Annotated in this window: 18 protein-coding genes; 8 read left to right on the top strand and 10 right to left on the bottom strand. The window is 34.6% G+C overall.

The genetic code is table 11. The features are described from left to right. Positions 1 to 24: 24 nt before the first annotated feature. Entirely contained in the window at positions 25 to 1,164 is a 1,140-nt protein-coding gene (gene hppD, locus H0V01_13705) for a 4-hydroxyphenylpyruvate dioxygenase (GenBank protein ID MBA2584434.1), read from the bottom strand. A 135-nt stretch (positions 1,165 to 1,299) separates the two neighbouring features. Then, positions 1,300 to 2,457, bottom strand: a complete 1,158-nt coding sequence (locus H0V01_13700) for a homogentisate 1,2-dioxygenase (protein ID MBA2584433.1) — start codon at positions 2,455 to 2,457, stop codon at positions 1,300 to 1,302. 236 nt (positions 2,458 to 2,693) lie between these two features. On the opposite strand from H0V01_13700, the gene H0V01_13695 reads away from it, so the two are divergent. Together H0V01_13695 and purD are read left to right on the top strand one after the other, a co-directional pair. Next, positions 2,694 to 4,232 (top strand): acyl-CoA carboxylase subunit beta, encoded by a 1,539-nt coding sequence (locus H0V01_13695; GenBank protein ID MBA2584432.1) that lies wholly within the window; start codon positions 2,694 to 2,696, stop codon positions 4,230 to 4,232. 53 nt (positions 4,233 to 4,285) lie between these two features. Beyond that, positions 4,286 to 5,566 carry a phosphoribosylamine--glycine ligase gene (gene purD, locus H0V01_13690; GenBank protein ID MBA2584431.1) on the top strand — a complete coding sequence of 427 codons (1,281 nt, stop codon included), beginning with the start codon at positions 4,286 to 4,288 and terminating at the stop codon, positions 5,564 to 5,566. A gap of 7 nt (positions 5,567 to 5,573) precedes the next feature. Here purD and H0V01_13685 read toward each other — a convergent pair whose 3' ends face one another. Continuing rightward, a complete protein-coding gene (locus H0V01_13685) occupies positions 5,574 to 5,753 on the bottom strand; it encodes a uracil phosphoribosyltransferase (GenBank protein MBA2584430.1) in 180 nt (59 codons plus the stop codon). 55 nt (positions 5,754 to 5,808) lie between these two features. Here H0V01_13685 and H0V01_13680 point away from each other — a divergent pair, with 55 nt between their 5' ends. After that, the gene (locus tag H0V01_13680; GenBank protein ID MBA2584429.1) at positions 5,809 to 6,795 is read left to right on the top strand and encodes a hypothetical protein; all 987 of its coding nucleotides are present in this window, start codon (positions 5,809 to 5,811) and stop codon (positions 6,793 to 6,795) included. Positions 6,796 to 6,901: 106 nt separating this feature from the next. Beyond that, positions 6,902 to 7,606 carry a phosphoribosylformylglycinamidine synthase subunit PurQ gene (purQ, locus tag H0V01_13675; protein ID MBA2584428.1) on the top strand — a complete coding sequence of 235 codons (705 nt, stop codon included), beginning with the start codon at positions 6,902 to 6,904 and terminating at the stop codon, positions 7,604 to 7,606. Here the strand turns inward: purQ and gmk are convergent. The 7 genes from gmk to H0V01_13640 form a co-directional block, all read right to left on the bottom strand. Further along, on the bottom strand, positions 7,603 to 8,208 hold the full coding sequence (gmk, locus tag H0V01_13670; protein MBA2584427.1) for a guanylate kinase: 606 nt from the start codon (positions 8,206 to 8,208) through the stop codon (positions 7,603 to 7,605). The genes purQ and gmk overlap by 4 nt on opposite strands. 77 nt (positions 8,209 to 8,285) lie before the next feature. After that, positions 8,286 to 9,161, bottom strand: a complete 876-nt coding sequence (locus H0V01_13665) for a YicC family protein (protein MBA2584426.1) — start codon at positions 9,159 to 9,161, stop codon at positions 8,286 to 8,288. 76 nt (positions 9,162 to 9,237) lie between these two features. Next, entirely contained in the window at positions 9,238 to 12,486 is a 3,249-nt protein-coding gene (locus H0V01_13660; protein ID MBA2584425.1) for a SpoIIE family protein phosphatase, read from the bottom strand. Positions 12,487 to 12,726: 240 nt separating this feature from the next. After that, on the bottom strand, positions 12,727 to 13,935 hold the full coding sequence (locus H0V01_13655) for a DUF2012 domain-containing protein (protein MBA2584424.1): 1,209 nt from the start codon (positions 13,933 to 13,935) through the stop codon (positions 12,727 to 12,729). A gap of 126 nt (positions 13,936 to 14,061) precedes the next feature. Further along, positions 14,062 to 16,224 (bottom strand): PKD domain-containing protein, encoded by a 2,163-nt coding sequence (locus H0V01_13650; GenBank protein MBA2584423.1) that lies wholly within the window; start codon positions 16,222 to 16,224, stop codon positions 14,062 to 14,064. A 268-nt stretch (positions 16,225 to 16,492) separates the two neighbouring features. After that, complete coding sequence (locus H0V01_13645; protein MBA2584422.1) at positions 16,493 to 17,407, bottom strand: DMT family transporter; 915 nt, start codon at positions 17,405 to 17,407, stop codon at positions 16,493 to 16,495. Further along, entirely contained in the window at positions 17,407 to 17,754 is a 348-nt protein-coding gene (locus H0V01_13640) for a hypothetical protein (protein ID MBA2584421.1), read from the bottom strand. The genes H0V01_13645 and H0V01_13640 overlap by 1 nt, the downstream gene beginning before the upstream one ends. Positions 17,755 to 17,810: 56 nt before the next feature. On the opposite strand from H0V01_13640, the gene H0V01_13635 reads away from it, so the two are divergent. The 4 genes from H0V01_13635 to H0V01_13620 all read left to right on the top strand — a co-directional run bounded on the left by H0V01_13635 (position 17,811) and on the right by H0V01_13620 (position 23,091). Next, positions 17,811 to 18,893, top strand: coding sequence for a flippase-like domain-containing protein (locus H0V01_13635; protein MBA2584420.1), 1,083 nt, complete (start codon positions 17,811 to 17,813; stop codon positions 18,891 to 18,893). A 141-nt stretch (positions 18,894 to 19,034) separates the two neighbouring features. Continuing rightward, on the top strand, positions 19,035 to 20,174 hold the full coding sequence (locus tag H0V01_13630; protein ID MBA2584419.1) for a cystathionine gamma-synthase: 1,140 nt from the start codon (positions 19,035 to 19,037) through the stop codon (positions 20,172 to 20,174). Between the two features lie 16 nt (positions 20,175 to 20,190). After that, positions 20,191 to 20,889: a TrkA family potassium uptake protein gene (locus H0V01_13625; protein ID MBA2584418.1), complete on the top strand. Its 699-nt coding sequence runs from the start codon at positions 20,191 to 20,193 to the stop codon at positions 20,887 to 20,889. 123 nt (positions 20,890 to 21,012) lie between these two features. Beyond that, positions 21,013 to 23,091, top strand: a complete 2,079-nt coding sequence (locus H0V01_13620; GenBank protein ID MBA2584417.1) for a T9SS type A sorting domain-containing protein — start codon at positions 21,013 to 21,015, stop codon at positions 23,089 to 23,091. The last annotated feature ends 26 nt before the right edge of the window (positions 23,092 to 23,117 follow it).

The raw sequence follows: 23,117 nt of genomic DNA, 5'->3' as shown, positions 1-23,117 counted from the left end.
ATTTACCATTACACATGAAGGCTTTTACAAAGTCCCTCTATTTTCCTGTTCCCTTTCAATAGCTTCAAAAAGGGCTTTAAAATTCCCTTTTCCAAAGGATTTGGCTCCTTTACGCTGTATAATTTCAAAGAACACGGTTGGCCGGTCTTCTACAGGTTTCGTGAATAGTTGAAGTAAATACCCTTCGTCATCGCGGTCAATTAATATTCCAAGTTCTTTTAGTGGAGCAAGGTCTTCTTCAATTTTTCCAACACGTTCAAGAATATCATCGTAGTAGCTTTCAGGAACATATAAAAATTCCACACCACGTGCTTTTAGTTTAGTTACGGTTTCTACAATATTGTCAGTAGCAACAGCGATATGTTGTACTCCTGCACCATCATAAAAATCTATATATTCTTCGATTTGCGATTTCTTTTTGCCTTCTGCAGGTTCATTAATAGGAAATTTAATTCTGCCGTTCCCATTGCTCATTACCTTACTCATTAATGCAGTATACTCTGTAGAAATATCCTTGTCATCAAATGAAATTAGTTGGGCAAATCCCATTACTTTGGCATAAAATTCAATCCATTTATTCATTTCGCCCCAACCAACATTCCCTACCATGTGATCAATAAATTTCAACCCTACTGGTTCCGGATTGTAGTGGGATATTAATTCTTTGTATCCTGGCAGAAAAATCCCTTTGTAATTACTTCTTTCAACAAATATATGCACTGTTTCACCATAGGTGTAAATACCTGAACGCACTACATAACCATTTTCATCTTCCTCACGCGTAGGCTCCATAAAAGGTCTTGCTCCCCTGCTCACAGTTTCTTTAAAAGATTTAGTAGCATCATCAACCCATAAAGCAATTACTTTTACAGCATCTCCATGTTTTCTTAAATGCTCATTTATCGGGCTATCTCCATTAAGAGGAGTAGTTAGCACCAATCTGATTTTATCCTGCTGTAATACATAGGAGGCACGATCCTTAACTCCAGTCTCCAATCCTGCATAAGCTAAAGTTTGAAAACCAAATGCTGTTTTGTAATAATGAGCCGCTTGTTTAGCATTTCCCACATAAAGTTCTATATAATCAGTTCCTAAAAGCGGTAAAAAATCCTCTGCATCAGGATTTACCTTTTCTAAATGCAATGAGCTTGTATCTGTTATCATATAAATGCGTAATTATAAATAGTTAATTGAATGATTATTAAAGTAATATATTATACAAAAGTACGAAATATAAGGTGTTTTCAGACGGAAAGCATTAAAAATAAACTATTTTGGCTAAGAAAATTTAGCTCAAAATTATTCCATCCATGATTTATAATATTTCCCATCATCAATTTTCATGGCTTCTTCTGTCACCATTAAAGGCTTGAAGGTATCTACCATAACCGCAAGCTCGTCTGTTTTCTTTTGTCCAATGCTTCTTTCCATAGCTCCGGGATGAGGGCCATGTGGGATTCCACCAGGATGCAATGTTATTTGACCTTGTTCTATATCGTTTCTGCTCATAAAATCTCCATCCACATAATAAAGCACTTCATCAGAATCAATGTTGGAATGATTGTATGGAGCAGGAATCGATTGAGGATGGTAATCATAAAGCCTCGGGCAGAAGGAACAAACAACAAAATTGTGGGCTTCAAAATTTTGATGAACAGGAGGTGGTTGATGAACTCGGCCGGTTATCGGTTCAAAATTATGAATTGAAAATCCATATGGAAAATTGTATCCATCCCATCCTACAACATCAAAGGGATGAGTACCGTAAATATATTGATGCATTACCCCTTGCTTTTTAATCTTTACTAGGAAATCGCCTTTCTCATCATGGGTTTCCAGATCCTTTGGCAATTTAAAATCTCTTTCGCAAAAAGGGGAGTGTTCTAATAACTGCCCGAACTCATTCCTGTATCTTTTAGGGGTATAAATAGGACTGAATGATTCTACATACAAAATCCTGTTCTCAACTGTGTTAAATTCTATTTTATAGATCATACCTCTTGGTATTACAAGATAATCACCGTAAACAAATTCAATTGTGCCAACCAAAGTGCGAAGCCTGCCGGTTCCTTTATGAATAAATAATAACTCATCAGCATCTGCATTTTTGTAGAAGTAATCTTCCATTGACTTTTTTGGGGCTGCAAGTCCTAGATGTAAATCGTTATTAACCAGCAATGCTTTTCTGCTATTTAAGAAATCATCTGTTGAAGGAATATCAAACCCTTTAAGACGAAGTGACTTTAAGGTTTTCGGATCAGCAATTTTAGGAGAAACATCATAACTTTCCAGTATTTCTTTAACAATTGTAGGCCTGTGTTCATGGTAAAGCAAAGAAGCCATACCGTGGAAGCCTTCGGTTCCGAATAATTGTTCATAATAGTAACCACCTCCGGGTTTAGTAAAAATAGTATGGCGTTTATGAGGTATACTTCCAAGTTGATGATAAACTGGCATAAGTAAAGTAATTTAAAATTAGAGTACAAAATTACAAATAACCGCATTGAATTGAAAATGATTTTTATCAATCCCATAATTAACACTTACTTATCATGTAACTAGGTAATACTTGCGAACTAAAGCACCAGGAATAAAAAAGTTAAAAAGAAAATAAAAACCTTTTTGATAATCCTTTTCATTATACCGTCACTTTACTAATTTTACCAAGAATAAAATGCCTTGATATAAATACAATGGATAAATTTAAAAGATTAGAAGAAAAAATAGCCGAAGCTCAGTTAGGCGGAGGAAATGTAAGGATTGAATCTCAGCATAAAAAGGGGAAATTAACGGCACGTGAGCGCCTTTATTTTCTGTTGGATGAGGGCTCTTTCGAGGAAATAGGGATGTTTGTAACTCACCGTTCCAATGAATTTGGCATGCAGCGCGAAAAATATTTGGGAGATGGAGTTGTTACAGGATATGGTACTATAAGTGGAAGATTGGTTTATGTTTTTTCACAGGATTTTACTGTTTTTGGAGGATCGCTATCTGAAACCCATGCTGAAAAAATATGTAAAATAATGGATTTGGCCATGAAAAATGGTGCTCCTGTTATTGGTTTAAATGATTCTGGTGGGGCTCGTATCCAGGAAGGGGTTGTTTCCCTAGGAGGTTATGCAGATATTTTTTACCGAAACACAAGGGCCTCCGGGGTGATTCCTCAGCTTTCAGCTATTATGGGGCCTTGTGCTGGCGGTGCGGTTTATTCCCCTGCTTTAACTGATTTTATTTTAATGGTGGAAAACACCTCATATATGTTTGTTACAGGGCCTAATGTTGTTAAAACTGTGACCCATGAAAATGTTACTTCAGAAGAATTAGGTGGGGCAATTACTCATGCCAATAAATCGGGGGTAACCCATTTTGCCTGTGCCAATGAGTTAGAGTGTATTGATTATCTTAAAAAATTATTATCCTATGTTCCCCAGAATTGTGAGGAACAAGTTCCAATGATTCCTTATGAACCAGGAACAAATGAAGTACGTCCAAAATTAAATTCCATAGTTCCTGAAAGCGCGAATCAACCCTATGACATTCGTGAGGTTATTCATGGAGTAATTGATGAGGAATTCCTGGAAGTACATAAAGATTTTGCTCCAAATATAGTAGTTGGTTTTGCAAGATTAGCTGGAAGAAGCATAGGGATTGTTGCCAATCAACCGGCTTATTTGGCAGGTGTTCTTGACATCCATGCTTCAACAAAAGCGGCACGTTTTGTTCGGTTCTGTGATAGTTTTAACATTCCTTTGTTAGTTTTTGAAGATGTTCCAGGATTTTTACCAGGAACCGATCAGGAATGGAATGGTATAATTATGCACGGTGCAAAATTGCTTTATGCATTTTGCGAGGCAACTGTTCCAAGAATTACAGTTATCACACGTAAAGCTTATGGAGGAGCTTATGATGTGATGAATTCAAAACATATAGGTGCTGATATGAATTATGCCTGGCCAACTGCGGAAATTGCCGTTATGGGAGCAAAAGGCGCGGCTGAAATCATATTTAAAAAAGAAATTTCTGAAGCAGCAAATCCAGAGGAAAAATTAATTGAAAAGGAACAGGAATATTTGAAACACTTTGCAAATCCATACCGGGCTGCTGAAAGAGGATTTGTGGATGAGGTAATAAGACCAGAACAAACAAGAGAAAAGCTGATAAAGGCTTTTAAAATGCTTGAAAACAAGGCAGAGAAATTGCCAAAGAAAAAGCACGGGAATATTCCTTTATAATTGGAGTGACAGTGAATAATTGAGATGGTTGTTAAATATTAAAGCAAAATAAAATGAAAGTATTAATACTAGGATCAGGTGGTAGGGAGCATGCCTTTGCAAAACAAATTGCTGCAAGTCCAAAATGCGAAAAATTATATATTGCACCTGGAAATGCAGGAACTGCTCAGTATGGACACAATGCGCCTTTATCAATTACGGATTTTGATGGCATCAAAAAATTTGTTACTGATTTTAATATTACCCTTGTCTTGGTTGGACCTGAAGACCCTTTGGTTAATGGAATTGCCGATTATTTTCTTGCAAATGAAGAACTTAAGAATATCCCGGTAATTGGGCCTGGTAAGGAAGGCGCAAGACTTGAGGGCAGTAAGGATTTTGCAAAACAATTCATGCAAAGGCATAAAATTCCAACTGCTGGTTATAAATCCTTCAGCATTTTTAACATAGAACAAGGGTATACTTTCCTTGAAAGTTTAAGGCCTCCCTATGTTTTAAAAGCAGACGGACTTGCTGGAGGAAAGGGTGTAGTTATACTGGAAGATTTGCAACAGGCTAAAGCAGAATTAAAAGCGATGTTGGAAGATGCTAAATTTGGTGAAGCCTCCAGGAAAGTAGTAATTGAAGAATTCTTAAAGGGAACTGAACTTTCAGTATTTGTGCTTACAGATGGAATTTCGTATAAAATACTTCCAGAGGCTAAAGATTATAAAAGAATAGGGGAAGGTGATTCTGGCCTGAATACAGGAGGAATGGGTGCTGTATCTCCTGTACCATTTGCTGGAAAAGAATTTATGGATGCTGTTGAGAAAAGAATTATTATCCCAACAATTGAGGGGCTTAAAAAGGAAGAAATTCCTTATAAAGGATTTATTTTCATTGGATTAATTGAAGTTGATGGAAGCCCTTATGTAATAGAATACAACGTTCGTATGGGTGATCCTGAAACCGAGGTTGTTTTGCCTAGAATTAAAACAGATTTCCTGGATTTATTATCTTCAGTAGCAATGGAAACACTTAATAAGCAGGAATTGGTTATTGATAACAGGGCTGCGGTAACAGTTGTTCTTGTATCAGGAGGCTATCCGGGAGATTACGAAAAAGAAAAAAGAATCACTGGTTTAAAAGATATAACAGAAAGTTTCGTTTACCATGCAGGAACAAAAGAAATAAACGGAGAAATAGTAAGTGATGGAGGACGGGTGTTGGCAGTTACTTCCTTAGCTGCAAATATGAAAGATGCACTGGAAGCATCATACAAAAATGCCCAGTCAATAAGTTTTGAAGGAAAATATTTCAGAAAAGATATTGGTAAAGACCTAATGCCTAGTTAAAGCAATTTTATTTTAAAGTTCCTTTTTCTTCAGCCTCACGGTTGTATTTTACCATTTCTTTAAGCCAGTAAAAAAGAAGTATAAAGCCGGTTGCTATAAATATATAATTGGGGATATTACCCAAAAGATTCAGGATTTTAAATGATTCTTGAAACAGCTTACCTAATCCGTATATTATTTCGTTCATATGAGTGTGATATTTAAACAAAGCAAAAGTAAAATAAAAAATTATATTTCCGCCAATGCTTGTAAGCTTTTTTAAACCCAATCAACCCGCACCTTTAATTGCTGGTCTTCCTATTGTTGCTCTTTTGCTTTGGATACCTGGGTTTTTAAAATATCCACTTCCTGTTAGCTTTGATAACACTATGCCTTTGTATGATGCCATGGTTTATTTAACCTCCGGGGTTCCTTATTTTTCCAATATTGTTAGCTTATTGCTAGTATTCCTGCAGGCACTCTTACTTAACAGCATTGTCAATAAAAATGAAATGCTTAGTCCCAAAACCAACCTTCCTGCATTAATGTATATCCTTGTAATGAGTTCCATTACTGAATTGCAAATAATGCATCCGGTTATTTTTGCAAACCTTTTTGTTTTGTTTGCAATAAAGAGAACAAGCACAGTTTATTTACAAAAAACTGTTTTTTCACAAATGTTTGATGCTGGTGCACTCATTGCAATTGCATCGTTTTTCTATTTCCCTGCAATAGTTTTCTTCTTGTTTATCTGGGGTAGTCTTATTATCACCCGAACTTTTATCTGGAGAGAATATATAATTGCTCTGGTAGGAGTTGCTGTTCCTTATGTTTTTCTTTCTACCTATTACTATCTTTGGACAGGTGATTTACTTGGTCTTGTTCAGGAAAAATTCACCTCTGAATTAAATCCTGCCAATATTGTTCTTCCCCAACTCATTTCAACCCATTATGCACTTGTAATTTGCCTTTTGGTTTTGCTTGGCTTATCCATATTAACAATGTTTAAGGTAATGGCAAATAGCGTACTGCGTATTCAATACCTGCTAAAAACATTGGTTGTTCTTCTGTTTACCGGGTTGGTAGCCATACTTTTTGATAACAGCAGGAATTTACAAACTATAGCTCTTGCTGCAATTCCTTTTGCCGTTTTTACAGGAAATTATTTCCTTCATGCCAAAAGAAGATGGCTTGCAGAATGCATTTTGCTGTGTTTATTAGGATTTATTATTTTCAATTTTTTTGTGTGAGATTGCAAATAATTAGTTTTACTGAAAATAACATAAAGAATTCTGTCAGCGTTTTTAATTAATAGATTATTTTTGCAGAAAATTCACCGTTTAAAAAATAAAACATATGCCAAAATTCGGAGTAGTTACATTTCCAGGATCCAATTGTGATGAAGACATGATTTACGTCCTTAGTGAAAAAATGGGACAGCGTGTGGAGCATTTGTGGCATAAAGACAGCGATTTAAAAGGCTGTGATTTCATCGTGCTTCCGGGAGGCTTCTCCTATGGCGATTATTTACGATCAGGAGCAATTGCCCGTTTTTCCCCAATTATGAATTCAGTTATTGCACATGCAAATAAAGGTGGATATGTACTGGGTGTTTGCAACGGTTTTCAGATTTTATGCGAAGCTGGCCTTGTTCCAGGAGCATTATTACACAATGAACATCAAAAATTCAATTGCAAGAATGTATATTTAAAAGCTCAAACAAGCGATACTGCATTAACAGCAAATATCGATCTTACCCAGGTTCTTAAAATCCCTGTTGCTCACGGTGAAGGATTGTATTTTGCCAATGAACAAACCTTAAAGCAACTTAACGACAATGGACAGGTTTTGTTCCGTTATTGCGATGAAAGTGGAAATATTTCCAAAGAGGCCAATCCAAATGGATCGGTAGAAAACATTGCTGGGGTTTGTAATTCTGGAAAAAATGTTTTTGGAATGATGCCTCACCCTGAAAGAGCTGCAGATAAAGACCTGGGAAATACGGATGGAATTGTTATTTTTGATTCTATTATTTCTGTATTAAACAAGGTTAGTGCCTAAAAAGGCCTGTTTTTTTCAGTACTGCTTTTCTCCTGCTTTTGAAGGTATTCTTCAACAATTTTTTCAGCATCTTTTAATGCTTTCTCAAGATTGTCGTTGTAAAGAATAACATCAAATTGGTCAGCAACTGTAAGCTCTTTTTCAGCTTTGCCCATTCTGCGAGCAATGCTTTCGGGGGATTCTGTAGAACGGTCTCTTAACCTTTGCTCCAAATGCTGGATGGAAGGAGGCATTACAAAAACTGCAAGGGCATTATCTGCATATTTTTGTTTAAGGTTTAATCCCCCTTCTACATCCACATCAAAAATTACATTTTTGTTGTTGTTAAGAATTCGCTCTACCTCTGAATAAAGAGTTCCATAATAATGATCTTTATATACTTCCTGCCACTCAAGAAACTCGCCCTGCTCAATTTTGTCCATGAATTCATCCTTGGATAAAAAATAATAATCCTTTCCTCCTAGTTCTCCATCTCTCTTTGGCCTGCAACATGCAGATATGGAAAATTCAAGGTTGAATTTCGGGAGCTTAACAAGATGCTGAACTATTGTTGTTTTACCTGCCCCGGAGGGTGCTGAAAATATAATTAATTTACCTGCCATTGTTTTCAATTTTGTATTGAAAAGGTAGTTTTAATTCAAACGATCCTTTCAAGACAGTACAAAAATACTTCAAAAAACTAAAGTACATTTAGAAGTTGTTCTTTTATTTTTTCAAGCTCGTCTTTCATTTGAACTACCAGTTTTTGAATAGAAGCGTCATTAGCCTTTGATCCGATTGTGTTTACTTCCCTGCCAATTTCCTGGGAAATAAAACCCAGTTTTCGACCTTCTGCTGCTGTGCTTTCCATGGTTTCAAAAAAGTAATTGCAATGAGTCCTAAGCCTAACACGTTCCTCTGTAATATCTAATTTTTCAAGATAATATATAAGTTCCTGTTCAAATCGATTTTTGTCAATAGATTCTTTTTCAGTTAATTCATCCAGGTGCTTTTGTAAACGTTCCTTTACCTGTTTTGTACGTATTGGATCAAAAACCTCAATTTCTTTTAACAAATCAAGAATATTATTTACCCTGAGATTTAATTCTTTTTCAAGAGCTTTGCCCTCATCTGATCTAAAAACATTAAACTCTATAAATGCCTTATGAATTGCCCCAACTACAACCTTCCATTCCTTTTCATCCAACTCCGGCTTTTCAGTATGGGTGAAAATATCAGGCATTTTCATTATCAATGCTAAATAATCTGTTTGAGGGGCACCAACAGATTCTGCCAAACTTCGCAATTCATTGAAATAGTTTTTAGCAAGAGAAGTGTTGATTTTTACAGATTTTTCTTCACCTGCCGATTCAACATAAACCGATAAATCCACTCTTCCTCTTTCCGCCTGGTTCATTCCAATAGAACGAATTTCCAACTCCTTTTCCCGATACAAACCATTTACCCGAAGATTTAAATCAAGCTGTTTACTATTCAATGAGCGAATTTCAACTGTTATTTTTTTGCTTTCCCAATCAGTTACAGCCTTCCCGTAACCCGTCATTGATTTTATCATTGAACCTTAAAATTTAGTGTAAAATTAGCTATATATATCTTTACCCTCGGTAAATAAGAGAATGAGAATAAGGGTATTAAATTTTCAGTGCAATTACCAATACATCATCCACTTGTTCCAAAGATGATTTCCACTCAACAAAATAGTGTTCTAGAATTTGCTCCTGCTCTTTCATGGAGCGTTCTTGAATAGAAAGCAGTTTTTCTTTGAAATTTTTTGTCATCATTTTTTTGCCTTTTTCTCCCCCAAATTGATCGGCATATCCATCTGAAGATAAATAAATTCTATCATCCTTTTTAATATCAATTTCCAGGGTTTCAAATTCCTGTTTTTCGTCTGTTAACCCACCAATTGCACTTTTGGTAGGTTTATATTCCGTTAAATTCCATTCCTGATTTTCTTTTCTAATTAGCCACAATGGTCTGTTGGCGCCTGAAAAATACATTTTTTTTCCTTCTAAATTTATTCCACATAACGCTATATCCATTCCATCCCTTGTTGAATCTGCATTATCTGATTGGCGAAGAGCTACTTTAATAGATTTATTCAGCAATTGAAGTATTTTCCCCGGATCATCAGAAGTTTTAACCGCTGCGCTGATTTTTTCTGATCCAACAACGCTCATAAAAGCACCTGGAACCCCATGTCCTGTGCAATCAGCAGCTGCTATTAAAAATTTTGTTTCATTGTTTTTTGGGTTTTCAACTTTAAAGAAAGAGTAAAAATCCCCACTAACAATGTCTTTTGGTTTAAATAGCACGAATGAATCAGGAAAAAACGACTGTATTTGCTTTATTGGTGGAAGAATTGACCTTTGAATACGTTCTGCATAGTTTATACTATCTGTAATTTCTTTTTTCTGATGCTCAATTTCAGCTTTTTGATGGTGCAATTCAATGTTTTGATTTGTTATTTCTGCTGTTCTCTCTTTAACGGTTAATTCAAGCTTTATTTTTGATTTTTTCAAACTCCTTACACTAAGCTGAACTAATATATAAATTAATGTAGCAAAGAGAATAAGATATCCGAAAAAGGCCCAAAAGGTACGATACCAAGGAGGAAGAATTATATATTGATATTCAGCCGAATTACTGATTACACCATAAATGTTTTTTGCCCGAACCTTAAAACGGTAGGTTCCCTCTGGTAAATTTGTATATTCTTTTTTATTGCTAATATCCCAGGCTGACCACTTGTTATCATATCCTTCTAAAAAATAACTGTATAAAATAGAGACATTGCCATCAAAATAAGGGGCAGAAAAATTAAAATTGAGTGAGTTTTGTGCATAATCAAGCTCCGGAATTAAAGAATCAGACTGCCAAGTGGTCATATATTTATCTACCCCATTAGAGGAAATTTCATTCGAAAAATAAGTGCCATAAAAAAGTATCGAATCGTTGGTGGAGGAGACCTTACGGATTAAGGCATTAAAAGGGAGTAAATAATTTTTTTGTAAGGATTTTTTGTATTGAAACAATCCTTCTGTTCCCCCAATCCAAAATTGATCTTCCTCTGAAAGCAGGGCTTGTATTGTCATTGAAGGAAGTCTTTTAAAACCGATTGTATCCCTTCTGTACCCGTTTTTTTCTTTTACTGCCAGCTCTATCCAATTGTTGGTTTCAGTAAAAATGTTCAACAGTAAGTTTTCCGCTTTGTCTTTTGTGAGTTGCCAGATAGCAGGATTGTCTGTTTTAACAAGGGTTTCATTTATGGGATGATAATTGAATTTGTCTTTTTGCTGATCATAAACGTAAACACCTTTTTCAGTTGCAAATAATAACTCTTGATTATTTAATTTAAAAATTCTGATTCCTCTTAATAAAGTTACACCACTAACAGGATCATAATATTTGACTTTCCCATCTTTAAAACGGGCAATCCCCTGGTTACGGGTACTTATCCAAAGGTTTCCATTTTTATCTTCTTCCAGAGATTGAACATCGTCATTTAGATTCTGTATTCTTTCTTTTGTGATCCATTTTCCGGATTCGTAAAACATTTCCATTAATCCATCAAACAAGCCAACATAAAGTTTATTCCTATCAACTTTTGACTGCAATAGCTTGCCACTTACCAATTCATTTATCAATACTGATTTGTTCAAGTTTATTTCATAAACTCCTGAACTTGTTGCCACCAGAAGTTTTTTATCCAAACCTGTATTGAACTGTATTAAATCCCATGATTGAGATTCTATGCCTGAAACAGGTTGGAATTTACCACCAGTTAAATAATAAACACCGCGGCTTGTTGCTATATATAGTATATTTTTATGGCGAATAATTGATTCAATTTCCCCTTTTAAACCGGAGGATTCACCCCATAAACTAATTGGCGAATTAATTTCAACTCTGGAAATTCCTGTGTTTAACGCAACCCATAATCCTGATTGGTTATCGGGGCAAACGAAAAATACAAAATCATCCTGAAGGTCAGTCTGCTTATTTAAAATGGCCTTGGTTTTGCCATCCTTTCCAATAATGATTACTCCTCCTCTAATTGTTGCAAGGGCATAAGCATCATTTTCTAGCATTGCTCCGTGATACAATTGATTTTGCAGTAAAAATTCATCTGCATCAGATTCTAATTTGATAAACAATTCAGGATTTGTTCTTAGATCAGAAGAGGGAGAAAAAATAAATAGCCCTTTACTTCGAGTACCCATTAAAATTTTGTTTTCCTTATAAGGCAGCATTACATAAATTCTTTCTTCTGAAAATTTCTCCCCACCTTTTACCAGTTCAAATTGTTGGTTTTCTAGTTGCATTAATCCTTCATTCCATTTTCTTACATAGAGTTTTTGATGCACCATAAAAAAAACATGAAAATTATTCTCACCTGCTTTTACCGTACTTATTTTTCCTGATTGCTTGTGATAAATGTACAGGACTTGTTGTGTGCCAAAAAACACAAATTCCTTATTGGCAAATGTCTGCCATACATCTGCAAAAGATCGGTCAGTGGAATCCAATTCAGAACTTAGGGATTTATAATTTAAGTTTCCTTTTTCATCAGGCAAAAGAAAGCCAAACTCACCCACAGCACCAACATAAATGGTTCCATTTGAATCAGCAGCCAGGGAACGAACTATTGAATTGTTGGAAACGGGTATATTTCTCCATTCTTTGCCATCGTATTCAATTACACAAGTATTGTTTGCAAAATACATTACTCCTCTGTTGTCCTGAACTATTGCCCAGTTTTGAGTTGCTGCTTTATAATCCTTAGGTGTATAATTTGTTATATAGGGTTTGCCTTGCTCCTGTGAAAAAGAAGAAAACGATAAAGAAAAAAATAAGACGATCGAAATATTTTTAAACATTTTTACAAATCCTGTACAAATTTAATTAAAGTTTTGATTTGCAAACTCCTTATTTTGTTGCTATTCCCTAATTGAAAATAAGATTTATTTTGATGTAATATATTATTCTTCATATTTGTATTAAAGTTGTCTCTCATATTTATTTTTTGTCTAGCTGAAGGTAAAAAAAAACCGCAAATCGAAGTGATTGCGGTCTTTTAAGATATTTGTCTTGCTTTTCAAATAAGCAATTAAATGATTTTATTGTTTTATAATTAATTTTTTAGTTGTGCTTGAATCATCTGAAATAACAGTGATAAAGTACAATCCATTTGGCCAAACAGAAGTATTTAATTTTACTTCTTCGTTTTGAATAATTAGCTGCTCGTTATAAATTACTTTCCCTGAAAATGAAGTTATTTTGATTTGAACAGGCTGAAGATTAAAAGAAGCAGTGCTTATAACAACGGATTCTGAGGCTGGGTTTGGAAAGACCGATACATTTCCAATATTAATTTTGTTTTGGGTATATAAAATGCTTGTTACAATACTGCCATCCTGATTTAAATCAAAATTAATTGTAGTGGTTGTTGTGGAATCACCGTCAGCTGTAACTAAATAAGGTTGCATTGTGTAACCTGGATAATCAACACTAATTGTATAACTTCCAGCAGCAACATTTTTGATGCTAAATTTGCCATCCTCATCAGTTAATTCAGTAATTAATAAATCATCTGAACTATTACGCATGTTTACAGTTGTGTTTCTAACAGGGTTTGATCCAGCTCGGCCAAAACCAGTTGTATCCTGAAAAATAGTACCATCAATAATATCATTACCTGTATTCCAGGATGTATCAGTAACGAAAAATGGCACAAGATTAACTTCCATCCAACTATCTAAATTAACTTCCTGAGCATTAGTCCAGGTTGTGGTATTTCCAAAATAAGTTGGCAGGAACTGGCTAAACTGAGCAGTAGAAACCACCGGGGATGCCTTAAACAAATAGATGCCTTGAGGAAGGTCATTGATAATAAATTCTGATCCATTTACAACAGTATCTAAATAAGTGTAGTATAAAAGACTGTCTTTTTTGTATAAAGTAACAGTAGCCGAATCCAAAGGTGAAGAATCAGCGTATATCATACCACCAATATAATAAGTAGGTGTAAGATTTATTTCAACAGGATAAGTATAATAAGGGGTACATAAACTGTCTGTAGATGTAAAATATAAATTAACATAAAATGATCCTGATGAGGTATAGGTATGAATTGGGTTTTTTAAGGTAGATGTTTGCTGATCTCCGAAATCCCAGAAGTAAGAACCTGATGCTAAGGTATCAGTATGGCTGGCATTGAAATAAACAGTTGCGCCTTCAATGTCGGTATTAAAATAAACATCACATTGAGCATTTGTTTTTAAAGCAAACATTGCCAAGCAAATAATAAATAAGTAAATTTTTTTCATGTTTTTATTTTATAAATTTTGACAAAAGTAATTATTTTGTTCTGCAAATTAAGATAGCAATCAACTTTTTTTATAGTTAATGGTTTCATACTGAATGCAGTTCTCAATAATGAGACTGTTCTTCACTTAATGTTTAATGATTAATTTTTTTGTAATAATTTCCTTATCCGTTTGCACACTAATAAAATATATACCATTAGGTATTTCAGAAATATCAAGTTTTACTTCATCCTTGTTTAATACCATTTGATTGGTATAAATTACATTTCCAGAAAAAGAAGTGATCTTAATTTGAACAGCGTTTAAGTTAAAAGAAGCAGTACTTATAAAAAGTATATCCGAAGCAGGATTTGGATAAATGGATATTAGACCTGTTTTAATTTTATGGTAAGTATTTAATATGCTCACAGCAATTGAGCCATTCTGTTCCAGGTCAAAATTAATGGAAGTAGATGTTGTGGAATCTCCATCTGCAGTGATTAAAAATGGTTGCATGACATAACCAGGATAATCAACCTCTAATTTGTAATTTCCCGCTGCTACATTTTTGATTTTAAATACACCATTCTCATCAGTTAATTGAGCAGTTAATAAATCATTTGAACTATTTCTCATGTTTACAGTTGTATTTCTAACTGGGTTTGATCCTGCTCGCCCAAAGCCTGTTGTGTCCTGAAACACTGTGCCTAAGAAAATATCGTTACCTGAGTTCCAGGTTGTATCTGTAACAACAAAAGGAACAAGATTGAAAGTTCCATAAAAAGTAGCGTTCAGATTAATCAGCTCAGCACCTGCCCATAATGTTGAATCACCATAATAGGTTGGAAGGTATTGTCCGAAAAAGGAAGAAGAAGGAGTAGGGGAAACTTTAACCAAATATGTTCCTTGCGGAAGGCCCGAAATATTAAATTCCCCTCCATTTATTAATACATCAGTATAAGAATAAAAAAGAGCATTGCTTTGCTTATAAACAGAAACGTAAGCTTCATCAAGGATATTTACACCTGCATAAACTAAGCCAATAAGATCATAAACAGGAGCCAAATTTACCAATACGACATCATAAAAACTTGGATTACATGAACTATCTGTAGAGGAAGAAAAGGAAACATAAACTGTATAACTTCCCGAGTTGTTATAAGTATGAACAGGATTTTGGCCAGAGCCTGTTTCTCCATCTCCAAAATCCCAGGAGTAAATTCCAGATACTATACTATCAGAGTGATAAGCATTGAAAAATACAGTTGTGCTATCTGAAACAATGGATGAGAAATAAACATCACATTGAGCAGGACCAGAAATATAAGTGCTTACAGTATATGAGCAGCCAATAGCATCAGTTACAATTGCAGAATATGTGCCTACAGCCAAATTATCAATATAAGAAGATGTTACACCTGAGACCCAAATATATGAATAAGGAGCAGTTCCTCCAGAAGCAGTTATTGTTGCAGTTCCATCAGAACAACCATTGCAGGAAACATTTGTAGAAGTAATAGTTGCTGTTAGAGGACAAAGATTAATTAAAACACTATCTGTTAAACTTGGAGTACAGGTATTATCAGTAGAAGATGCGAAATTGACGGTAACAAAATAAGTACCTGAGGCGCTATATGAATGAGTTGGATTTTTCACCGTTGCTGTTCCTCCGTCTCCAAAATCCCAGGAATACACTCCCGTTAAATTTTCGGAATGAAAAGCGGAAAAGGAAACTGAATTGGAAGAAACATTTGAAGTAAAGAAAACATCACATTGCTGAGGACTATAAATAATAATGCTTGAGGAAAAATTGCATCCCGAAATATCTGTTATAGTCACAGTATATGTACCCGTTTGTAAATTATTTATGCTTTGGGTTGTTGCTCCATTGGACCATGAATAGATATATGAAGGTGTACCGCCTGTTGCAAATGCACTTGCTGAGCCATCTGCACAACTAAAACAGGATGTATTGCCAGAGCTAATAGTGGCAGTAAGGGAGCAGGTGTTAATTACAACACTATCTGAAAAGCTTGGGGTACAGCTTGTATCTGAAGTTGAGGTAAAATTCAATGAAACGTTAAAAGTGCCCGAGGTGGAATAAATGTGAATTGGGTTTTTAAGGGAAGATGTGTTCCCGTCCCCAAAACTCCAACTGTAAGATCCAGTAGCTAGGCCATCAGAATGGTATGCATCGAAAAAGACTGTGTCCGATTGAATAGTTGAACCAAAATAAACATCACATGACTGAGCATTTATTTTTAAAGATAATAGGCTTAAAAAAAGCAATATTAAGTATGTTTTTTTCATGAGTTTTGTTGTTGTAATTTAAGCAAAAATAGAATAATTTTTTATAATCCAATTTTAAAATCATAAAAAGACCGGTTAACTAACTAAAGCGATTTTATCGATAAAAAATATTTTTTTTAAGGAATTGTAAAAATTTCTTAAAAATTTTCAGGTATCTCTATTGGCTATTAATTATATATTATTGCTGGCCTTTTAGCAACAATCAGTTTTTTTAAAGATTTTAATTTCGCGGGGTTAAAAGCAAATTACATTGCAATTGGTATAAGAATTAAATTTTAGAGGGAATAAATTCCTCCTTGTTTTTGGTTTGCTTGCTCACCAAATAAACCCCAGTGAAAATTAAGATTGTGGAAACAATTTTCAAAAGCGTTATTTCATCTTTTCCCAGCATAAGTGCAATGAAGGCAGCAAATAAAGGCTGAAGGTAAATATAGATACTAGCCACGGTTGGAGTTACCACCTTTAACGCATATGTATTAAGCAAATAGGCCAGAAAAGTTGTACCTAAAACAACAAAGGCTATTTTATACCAGATAGTAATTGGTATTATTGCCCATTCTACCAATGAAAAACCATTCCATCCAAATGGAAACACAAAAATGAAACCCCACAAAAATATCCATTTAATAACAGTAAAGGTTTGATATTTTTTCATAAGAGGCTTTACCATAGCCAAATAAACAGCATAGGAAGTTGCATTTAAAAAAATAAACAGATCACCTAATGAATCACCATGGTGTACACTTAATTGACTATTAAAAAGAATGAGAATCATTGCTCCAGTTATCCCTGTTAAAATCCCTATGACTTTGGTTCCAGTCACTTTTTCTCTAATTAAAATACTGGAAATAATGAGTACCAAAATAGGAGTTGTAACCATGATAATTCCTGCGTTTATAGGAGTTGTAAGACTAAGTCCTTCAAAAAACAAGAGTTGGTTAAGAGCCACTCCAAAAAATCCACAAAGCATTAATCGAATAATATCTTTTGATTCTATTTTTTCTTTTTTTAAAAAAAAAGAAAAAATCCAGAATAAAATAAGTGCTCCACTTACCCTTAAAAATACAAAACCAGATGGGCCAATATAAGAGGGCATAACATCCTTGGCAACAGAATAATTTATTCCATAAATAATATTCGCTGCTAAAAGAGAAAGATGAGCCTTTATGTAACTTTTATCCATTAATTATTCAATTGTTTTTTAATCGTTTCAATTACAGATTTTGAATTGCCGGCAAAAACTTCATCATCAATTAAAAAAACGGGCCTTTTTAAAAATGAATATTCTTTAAGAATTAATTCCCGATAAACTTGTTCATTAAATACCTGGTTTTTTAAATCGCTTAATTTTCTGGCCCTTTTATTAAATAACCCTTCATAGGAACCTGCCTTTGATGCCAGGAAATCCAGTTCAGTTTCAGAAAGTTTTTTTGTTTTTATATCTTCAAGAACAAAAGAATTAGCTAAGTTTAGCTCTTTAATGATTTTTATACAGGTTGAACATGTCTTCAGGTAATATATTTTCTTCATTATTCTTGATTTTAAAAGACTGCAAAAGTATAAATTTGTCCTGTTTAATTTAAAGAATGTCAGTAAGAGCAAATGAAATATTAAAAATTTTTAAGCCAAGGCGAGTAATTTGGCCCATTTTAATAGGACTTGCAGTAGCCACTTTTATGGTTTGGAGAGGGATCGATCTCGAAGCATTAGTAGCTGTGTCATGGTCCTGGGGGTCCTCTTTTTGGCTTGGAATGGCCTTTCTGATGATGATAATCAGGGATTTGGGCTATATGATAAGAATTAATATTCTTGGTGATGGAAAAATAGGTATAAGGGAAAGCTTTGATGTAATTATGCTTTGGGAATTTGCCTCTGCAATTACTCCTTCAGTTGTTGGTGGATCAGCAGTTGCTGTATATGTAGTAAATAAGGAAGGGCTAAACCTAGGGAAAAGTTCAGCAGTGGTTCTTATTACAGCATTAATGGATGAATTGTTTTTTGTATTGATGGTTCCTTTGCTCTACCTGTTTATTGGCGCAGAAAATTTATTTCCAACTGCATTAATTACACAAGGTTATTTTGAAAGTTTGCAATGGATTAAATTACTTTTCTGGATAAGCTACGTCATCATTTTGTTATATGTAATGATTATTACCTACGCCCTTGTGTTTAAACCCAGGGGCTTTAAATGGTTATTGCTCAAGTTTTTTAAAATCCCTATGCTTAGAAAATGGAGGATTAACGCCCAAAAAACAGGAAATGAAATTATGAGTGCATCAAGGGAAATACGAATGAAGCCTTTTCTTTATTGGCTAAAGGCTTTTGCTGCAACTTGTTTTTCATGGACAGCCAGATATTGGGTTGTAAATTTTTTAATTCTTGCCTTTATCCCCGCAATTGCTGGATTATCCATTTCAGATCATTTCGTTATTTATGGCCGCCAACTGGTAATGTGGATAATTATGTTAATTAGTCCTACACCAGGTGGCAGCGGGGTTGCCGAAATTGCTTTCTCAGGATTTTTAGATGAATTTACATTCGGGCTTGCAGCAGTTATAGCTGTAATATGGCGACTTGTAAGTTATTATCCTTATTTGTTTATTGGAGCCATAATACTTCCAAAATGGATAAAAAGAGTTTATACTAAACATGAAAAGCTTGATGCATAAACAGTTTAATTTTTATAACTTGCAGCCGTTTATTTTTTACGATTATTATTTTTAGTCGTTTCAATTAATTCCCTTTGATTATTAATTGAAATGAGATGAGTTTAAATAACATTACACCCAACAATAAAAACAAATTGTTACATGAAATTTGCAACTAAAGCAATTCACGCTGGTTTAGAGCCAGACAGTGCAACGGGAGCCATAATGACTCCAATTTATCAAACATCAACTTATGTGCAAAAGGCTGGGGGTATTCATAAAGGATATGAATATTCACGCACTTTAAATCCAACAAGAGATGCACTTCAAAAAAATCTTGCTGCAATTGAAAACGGAAAATTTGGACTGTGTTTTGGCAGTGGTATGGCAGCAATTGATGCAGTTGTGAAATTATTAAAACCAGGAGATGAGGTTATTTCTACCAATGATTTGTATGGAGGTTCATATAGAATATTTACAAAAATATTTGCTCCATTTGGAATTAAATTCCATTTTACTGCAATGGATGATATTTCCAAAATAGAATCTTTAATTAATGAGAATACTAAATTAGTTTGGGTTGAAACTCCAACTAATCCAATGCTTAATATTATTGATATAAAAAGCATTGCAAACCTTACAAAAAAACACGGATTGTTATTGGGAGTAGACAATACTTTCGCCTCCCCCTATTTACAAACTCCCCTTGATTTGGGTGCGGATATTGTAATGCATTCAGTTACAAAATACCTTGCAGGGCATTCTGATGTAATAATGGGCGCGTTGGTTGTTGAAGATGAGCAATTGGCTGAAAGGCTTTATTTTATTCAAAATAGTTGTGGAGCCGTTCCCGGACCTCAGGATTGTTTCCTTGTTTTAAGAGGAATCAAAACCCTGCACCTTCGCATGCAGCGCCATTGCGAAAATGGCGAAGCCATTGCTAAGTTCTTAAAAACACACCCTAAAGTGGACAAGGTTTACTGGCCAGGTTTTGAATCTCATCCAAATCATAATATTGCTAAACAGCAAATGAGGGGTTTTGGAGGCATGGTTTCATTTACTTTAAAAGGAAACAAAATGGAAGATGCACAGGAGATGTTATCAAAAACATATTTATTTTCACTTGCAGAATCTCTTGGTGGTGTAGAATCATTAATTGGTCACCCTGCTACAATGACACATGCATCAATCCCAAAAGAAGAAAGAGAAAAAACAGGAGTAGTGGATAGTTTAATTCGACTAAGTATAGGAGTGGAAGATGCGGAGGATTTGATTCAGGATTTGGAAAATGCATTAAAGTAAGACTAAATGTATATTTATGTTAAGTAGCAATAAATTTGCGGTAATTGGTATTGGTAAATTTGGATCAGCCATTGCACGCACGCTTGCGGCAAGAGGTGCTGAGGTAATGGCCATTGATAGCAGCGAGGAAAGGGTGGAGAGCATTAAGGATGAAGTTTCTTTTGCAGTTGCACTTGATGCTACCGATAAAAAAGCTTTACGCGCCCAAAATATTCAGGAGGTTGATGCAGTTGTTGTTTCTATTGGAGAAGATTTTGAAGCCATGATTTTATGCTGCGTTTTGTTAATGGAATTGAATATTAAACGAATAATTGCCAGGGCCAGTGGGAAACACCAAAGTATGATCCTTCAGAAAATTGGCATTACAGAAATCCTTTCTCCTGAAGATGAATTTGGTGCTGCGGTTGCTGAAAAGCTCATCAATCCTAATATCATTTCTTATTTGCAATTGCCTGATGACTATGAAATTGTAGAAATAAAAACCCCCACAGGGATTGCCAATAGAACTTTGGAAGATATTGGATTAAGAAACAAATACAGGCTGAATTTGATTACTTTGAAAAGAGAATTTGAGGTGAATAAAGATGGTAAAGTTGTTAAAGAACAACACATTATCGGTGTTCCTAACTCCACTACGCTATTGTATGAATCCGACACTATTGTTGTTTTTGGAAGATCCCCTGATATTGAGAGATTTGTTGAAATAAACAGGTAATTATAATTTTAGGATTCTTAAAATACTTGATTTTCATGTTGCAGAATAGCTGTGAGAATGTTAAATTGCGCTTTTGTTTATTGTATTTAAAATTTAAATAATATTAATTTTTAACCATTTCATATGAAAAAATTTACTTTTATTCTTGCAATACTAATTGCATCTGTATGCTTTTTTAATTCTGTTTCAGCTCAGGACCGAAAGTTTTGCGGTCAAACTGCAGAATTTGAAAAACTACGCATTGAAAATCCAAAGGGTTACCAGGAATACCTTTTAAATGCTGCGGAATTAGAAATTCATACGCAAAATTATGCCTCTCAAAAATCAAATGGCAGGGGAGTTGTTTATGTTATTCCTGTTGTTTTTCATATTATTCATGATTATGGTGTTGAAAATATTTCTGATGAACAGGTTTATGATGCAGTAAGAGTAATTAATGAAGATTTTAGAAAGCTGAATGCTGATACAACGGATATCGTAGCTGCTTTTAAGGCCATAGCCGGAGATTCTGAAATTGAATTCAGATTGGCTCAAAAAGATCCTCAAGGAAATTGCACCAATGGAATTATAAGGGTAGCATCTCTTGAAACATACAAGGGAGAAGTGCCATCTACTTCTGATGTTAGTCGTTGGCCAAGAGGGAATTATTTAAACGTATGGGTGGTTAATTCCATAACTAGTGGTGCTGCTGGTTATACAAATTATCCTAGCGTTTTCCATACTCAACCAGCAAGAGATGGTATTATGATTTTGCACAGCTATATTGGAAGCATAGGTTCAGGAAACTACTCAAGAGCAAGAGCTTTAACACATGAAATCGGTCACTGGATTAATCTTGCGCATACCTGGGGTAGTACTAACAATCCGGAAATTTCCACTAATTGCAACAGTGATGATAATGTTTCTGATACTCCTAATACCATTGGATGGACTAGTTGCAATCTTTTAGGAAATACCTGCAGTTCCTTAGATAATGTTCAGAATTACATGGATTATTCTTATTGCGACAGAATGTTTACTCTGGGGCAATCAACAAGAATGAGAGCTGCTTTAGTTTCAAATACTGCTCAAAGAAGCAATTTATGGCAACCGGCTAATTTAATTTTAACAGGAACAGATGGCAGTAATAATTTATGTAAAGCCGATTTTAGTGTTAGCAAAACTGAAGTTTGTGCAGGGGAGGCAGTTAATTTCAAAGATCTTTCCTATAACTCTCCAACAAGTTGGAACTGGAGCTTTCCTGGCGCAGCTGTTACCAGCTCTACTGATAAGAATCCAGTTGTAACATATAACACACCCGGTGTTTATAATGTAGACCTTACTATTGGCAATGGTGTATCAAGTCTTAATGAGACTAAAAGTGGATTTATTTCTGTATTGCCTTCAACTGGCGTTGCTTTACCTTTTGTTGAAGGTTTCGAATCAACTACTTCCCTTCAAGGTGGTGATTGGTTTATAGGTAATGCTGATGGTGGAATAACCTGGGAAGTTGCCAATGTTGGGCCAACAAGTACAAAATCAATAAAGATTAATAACTTTAGCAACACCAATGGAGCAATAGACGAAATAAGTTCTAACACAATTGATTTGTCCCTGTTTGTTAAGGTTAATATTTCATTTAAAGTTGCTTTTGCAAGAAAAAGTTCAACCGTTACTACAGATGAACTTAAACTTTTTGCTTCTTCTAACTGCGGAACAACATGGGTGCAAAGATGGAGTCAAAGTTCTACACTTACTACAGCTCCTGCTCAGGTTTCTGCATTTACACCAACTGATTCTACTCAATGGGTACAGTATACAATTTCTTCCTTGCCACTTTCATATATGAATAGTAATTTCAGATTTAAATTCCAATTTAAAAATGGTGGAGGTAATAATATTTATATTGATGATATTAATATAAGTGATTATTCAGTTGGAATTAATGAACAAGATGAACTTGCAAGTGATTTTATAGTTTATCCTAATCCTTTTAAAGAAGATGCTGTAATTGAAGTTTCCTTAAATAAAAACGAAACAGTTAAATTAACAGTTATCGATATACTTGGTAAAGAATCTGTAATTCAAGCGGAGCGTAGTTTCCCTGCAGGTGATTACTCTTTCAAATTAAATAAATCCGAAATGGATCTTTCAAAGGGTATTTACTTTATTAAATTAACCCAGGGAGATAAGGTAATGATTAAAAAAATAGTATTGAATTAACTGTATTGAATTTATAAAAGCCTGTT

It is taken from the genome of Bacteroidota bacterium (assembly GCA_013696965.1).
Taxonomy (GTDB): Bacteria; Bacteroidota; Bacteroidia; order JACCXN01; family JACCXN01; genus JACCXN01.
The sequence above is the reverse complement of the archived record's forward strand: the minus strand, read 5'-3'. Positions and strand labels throughout refer to the sequence as shown.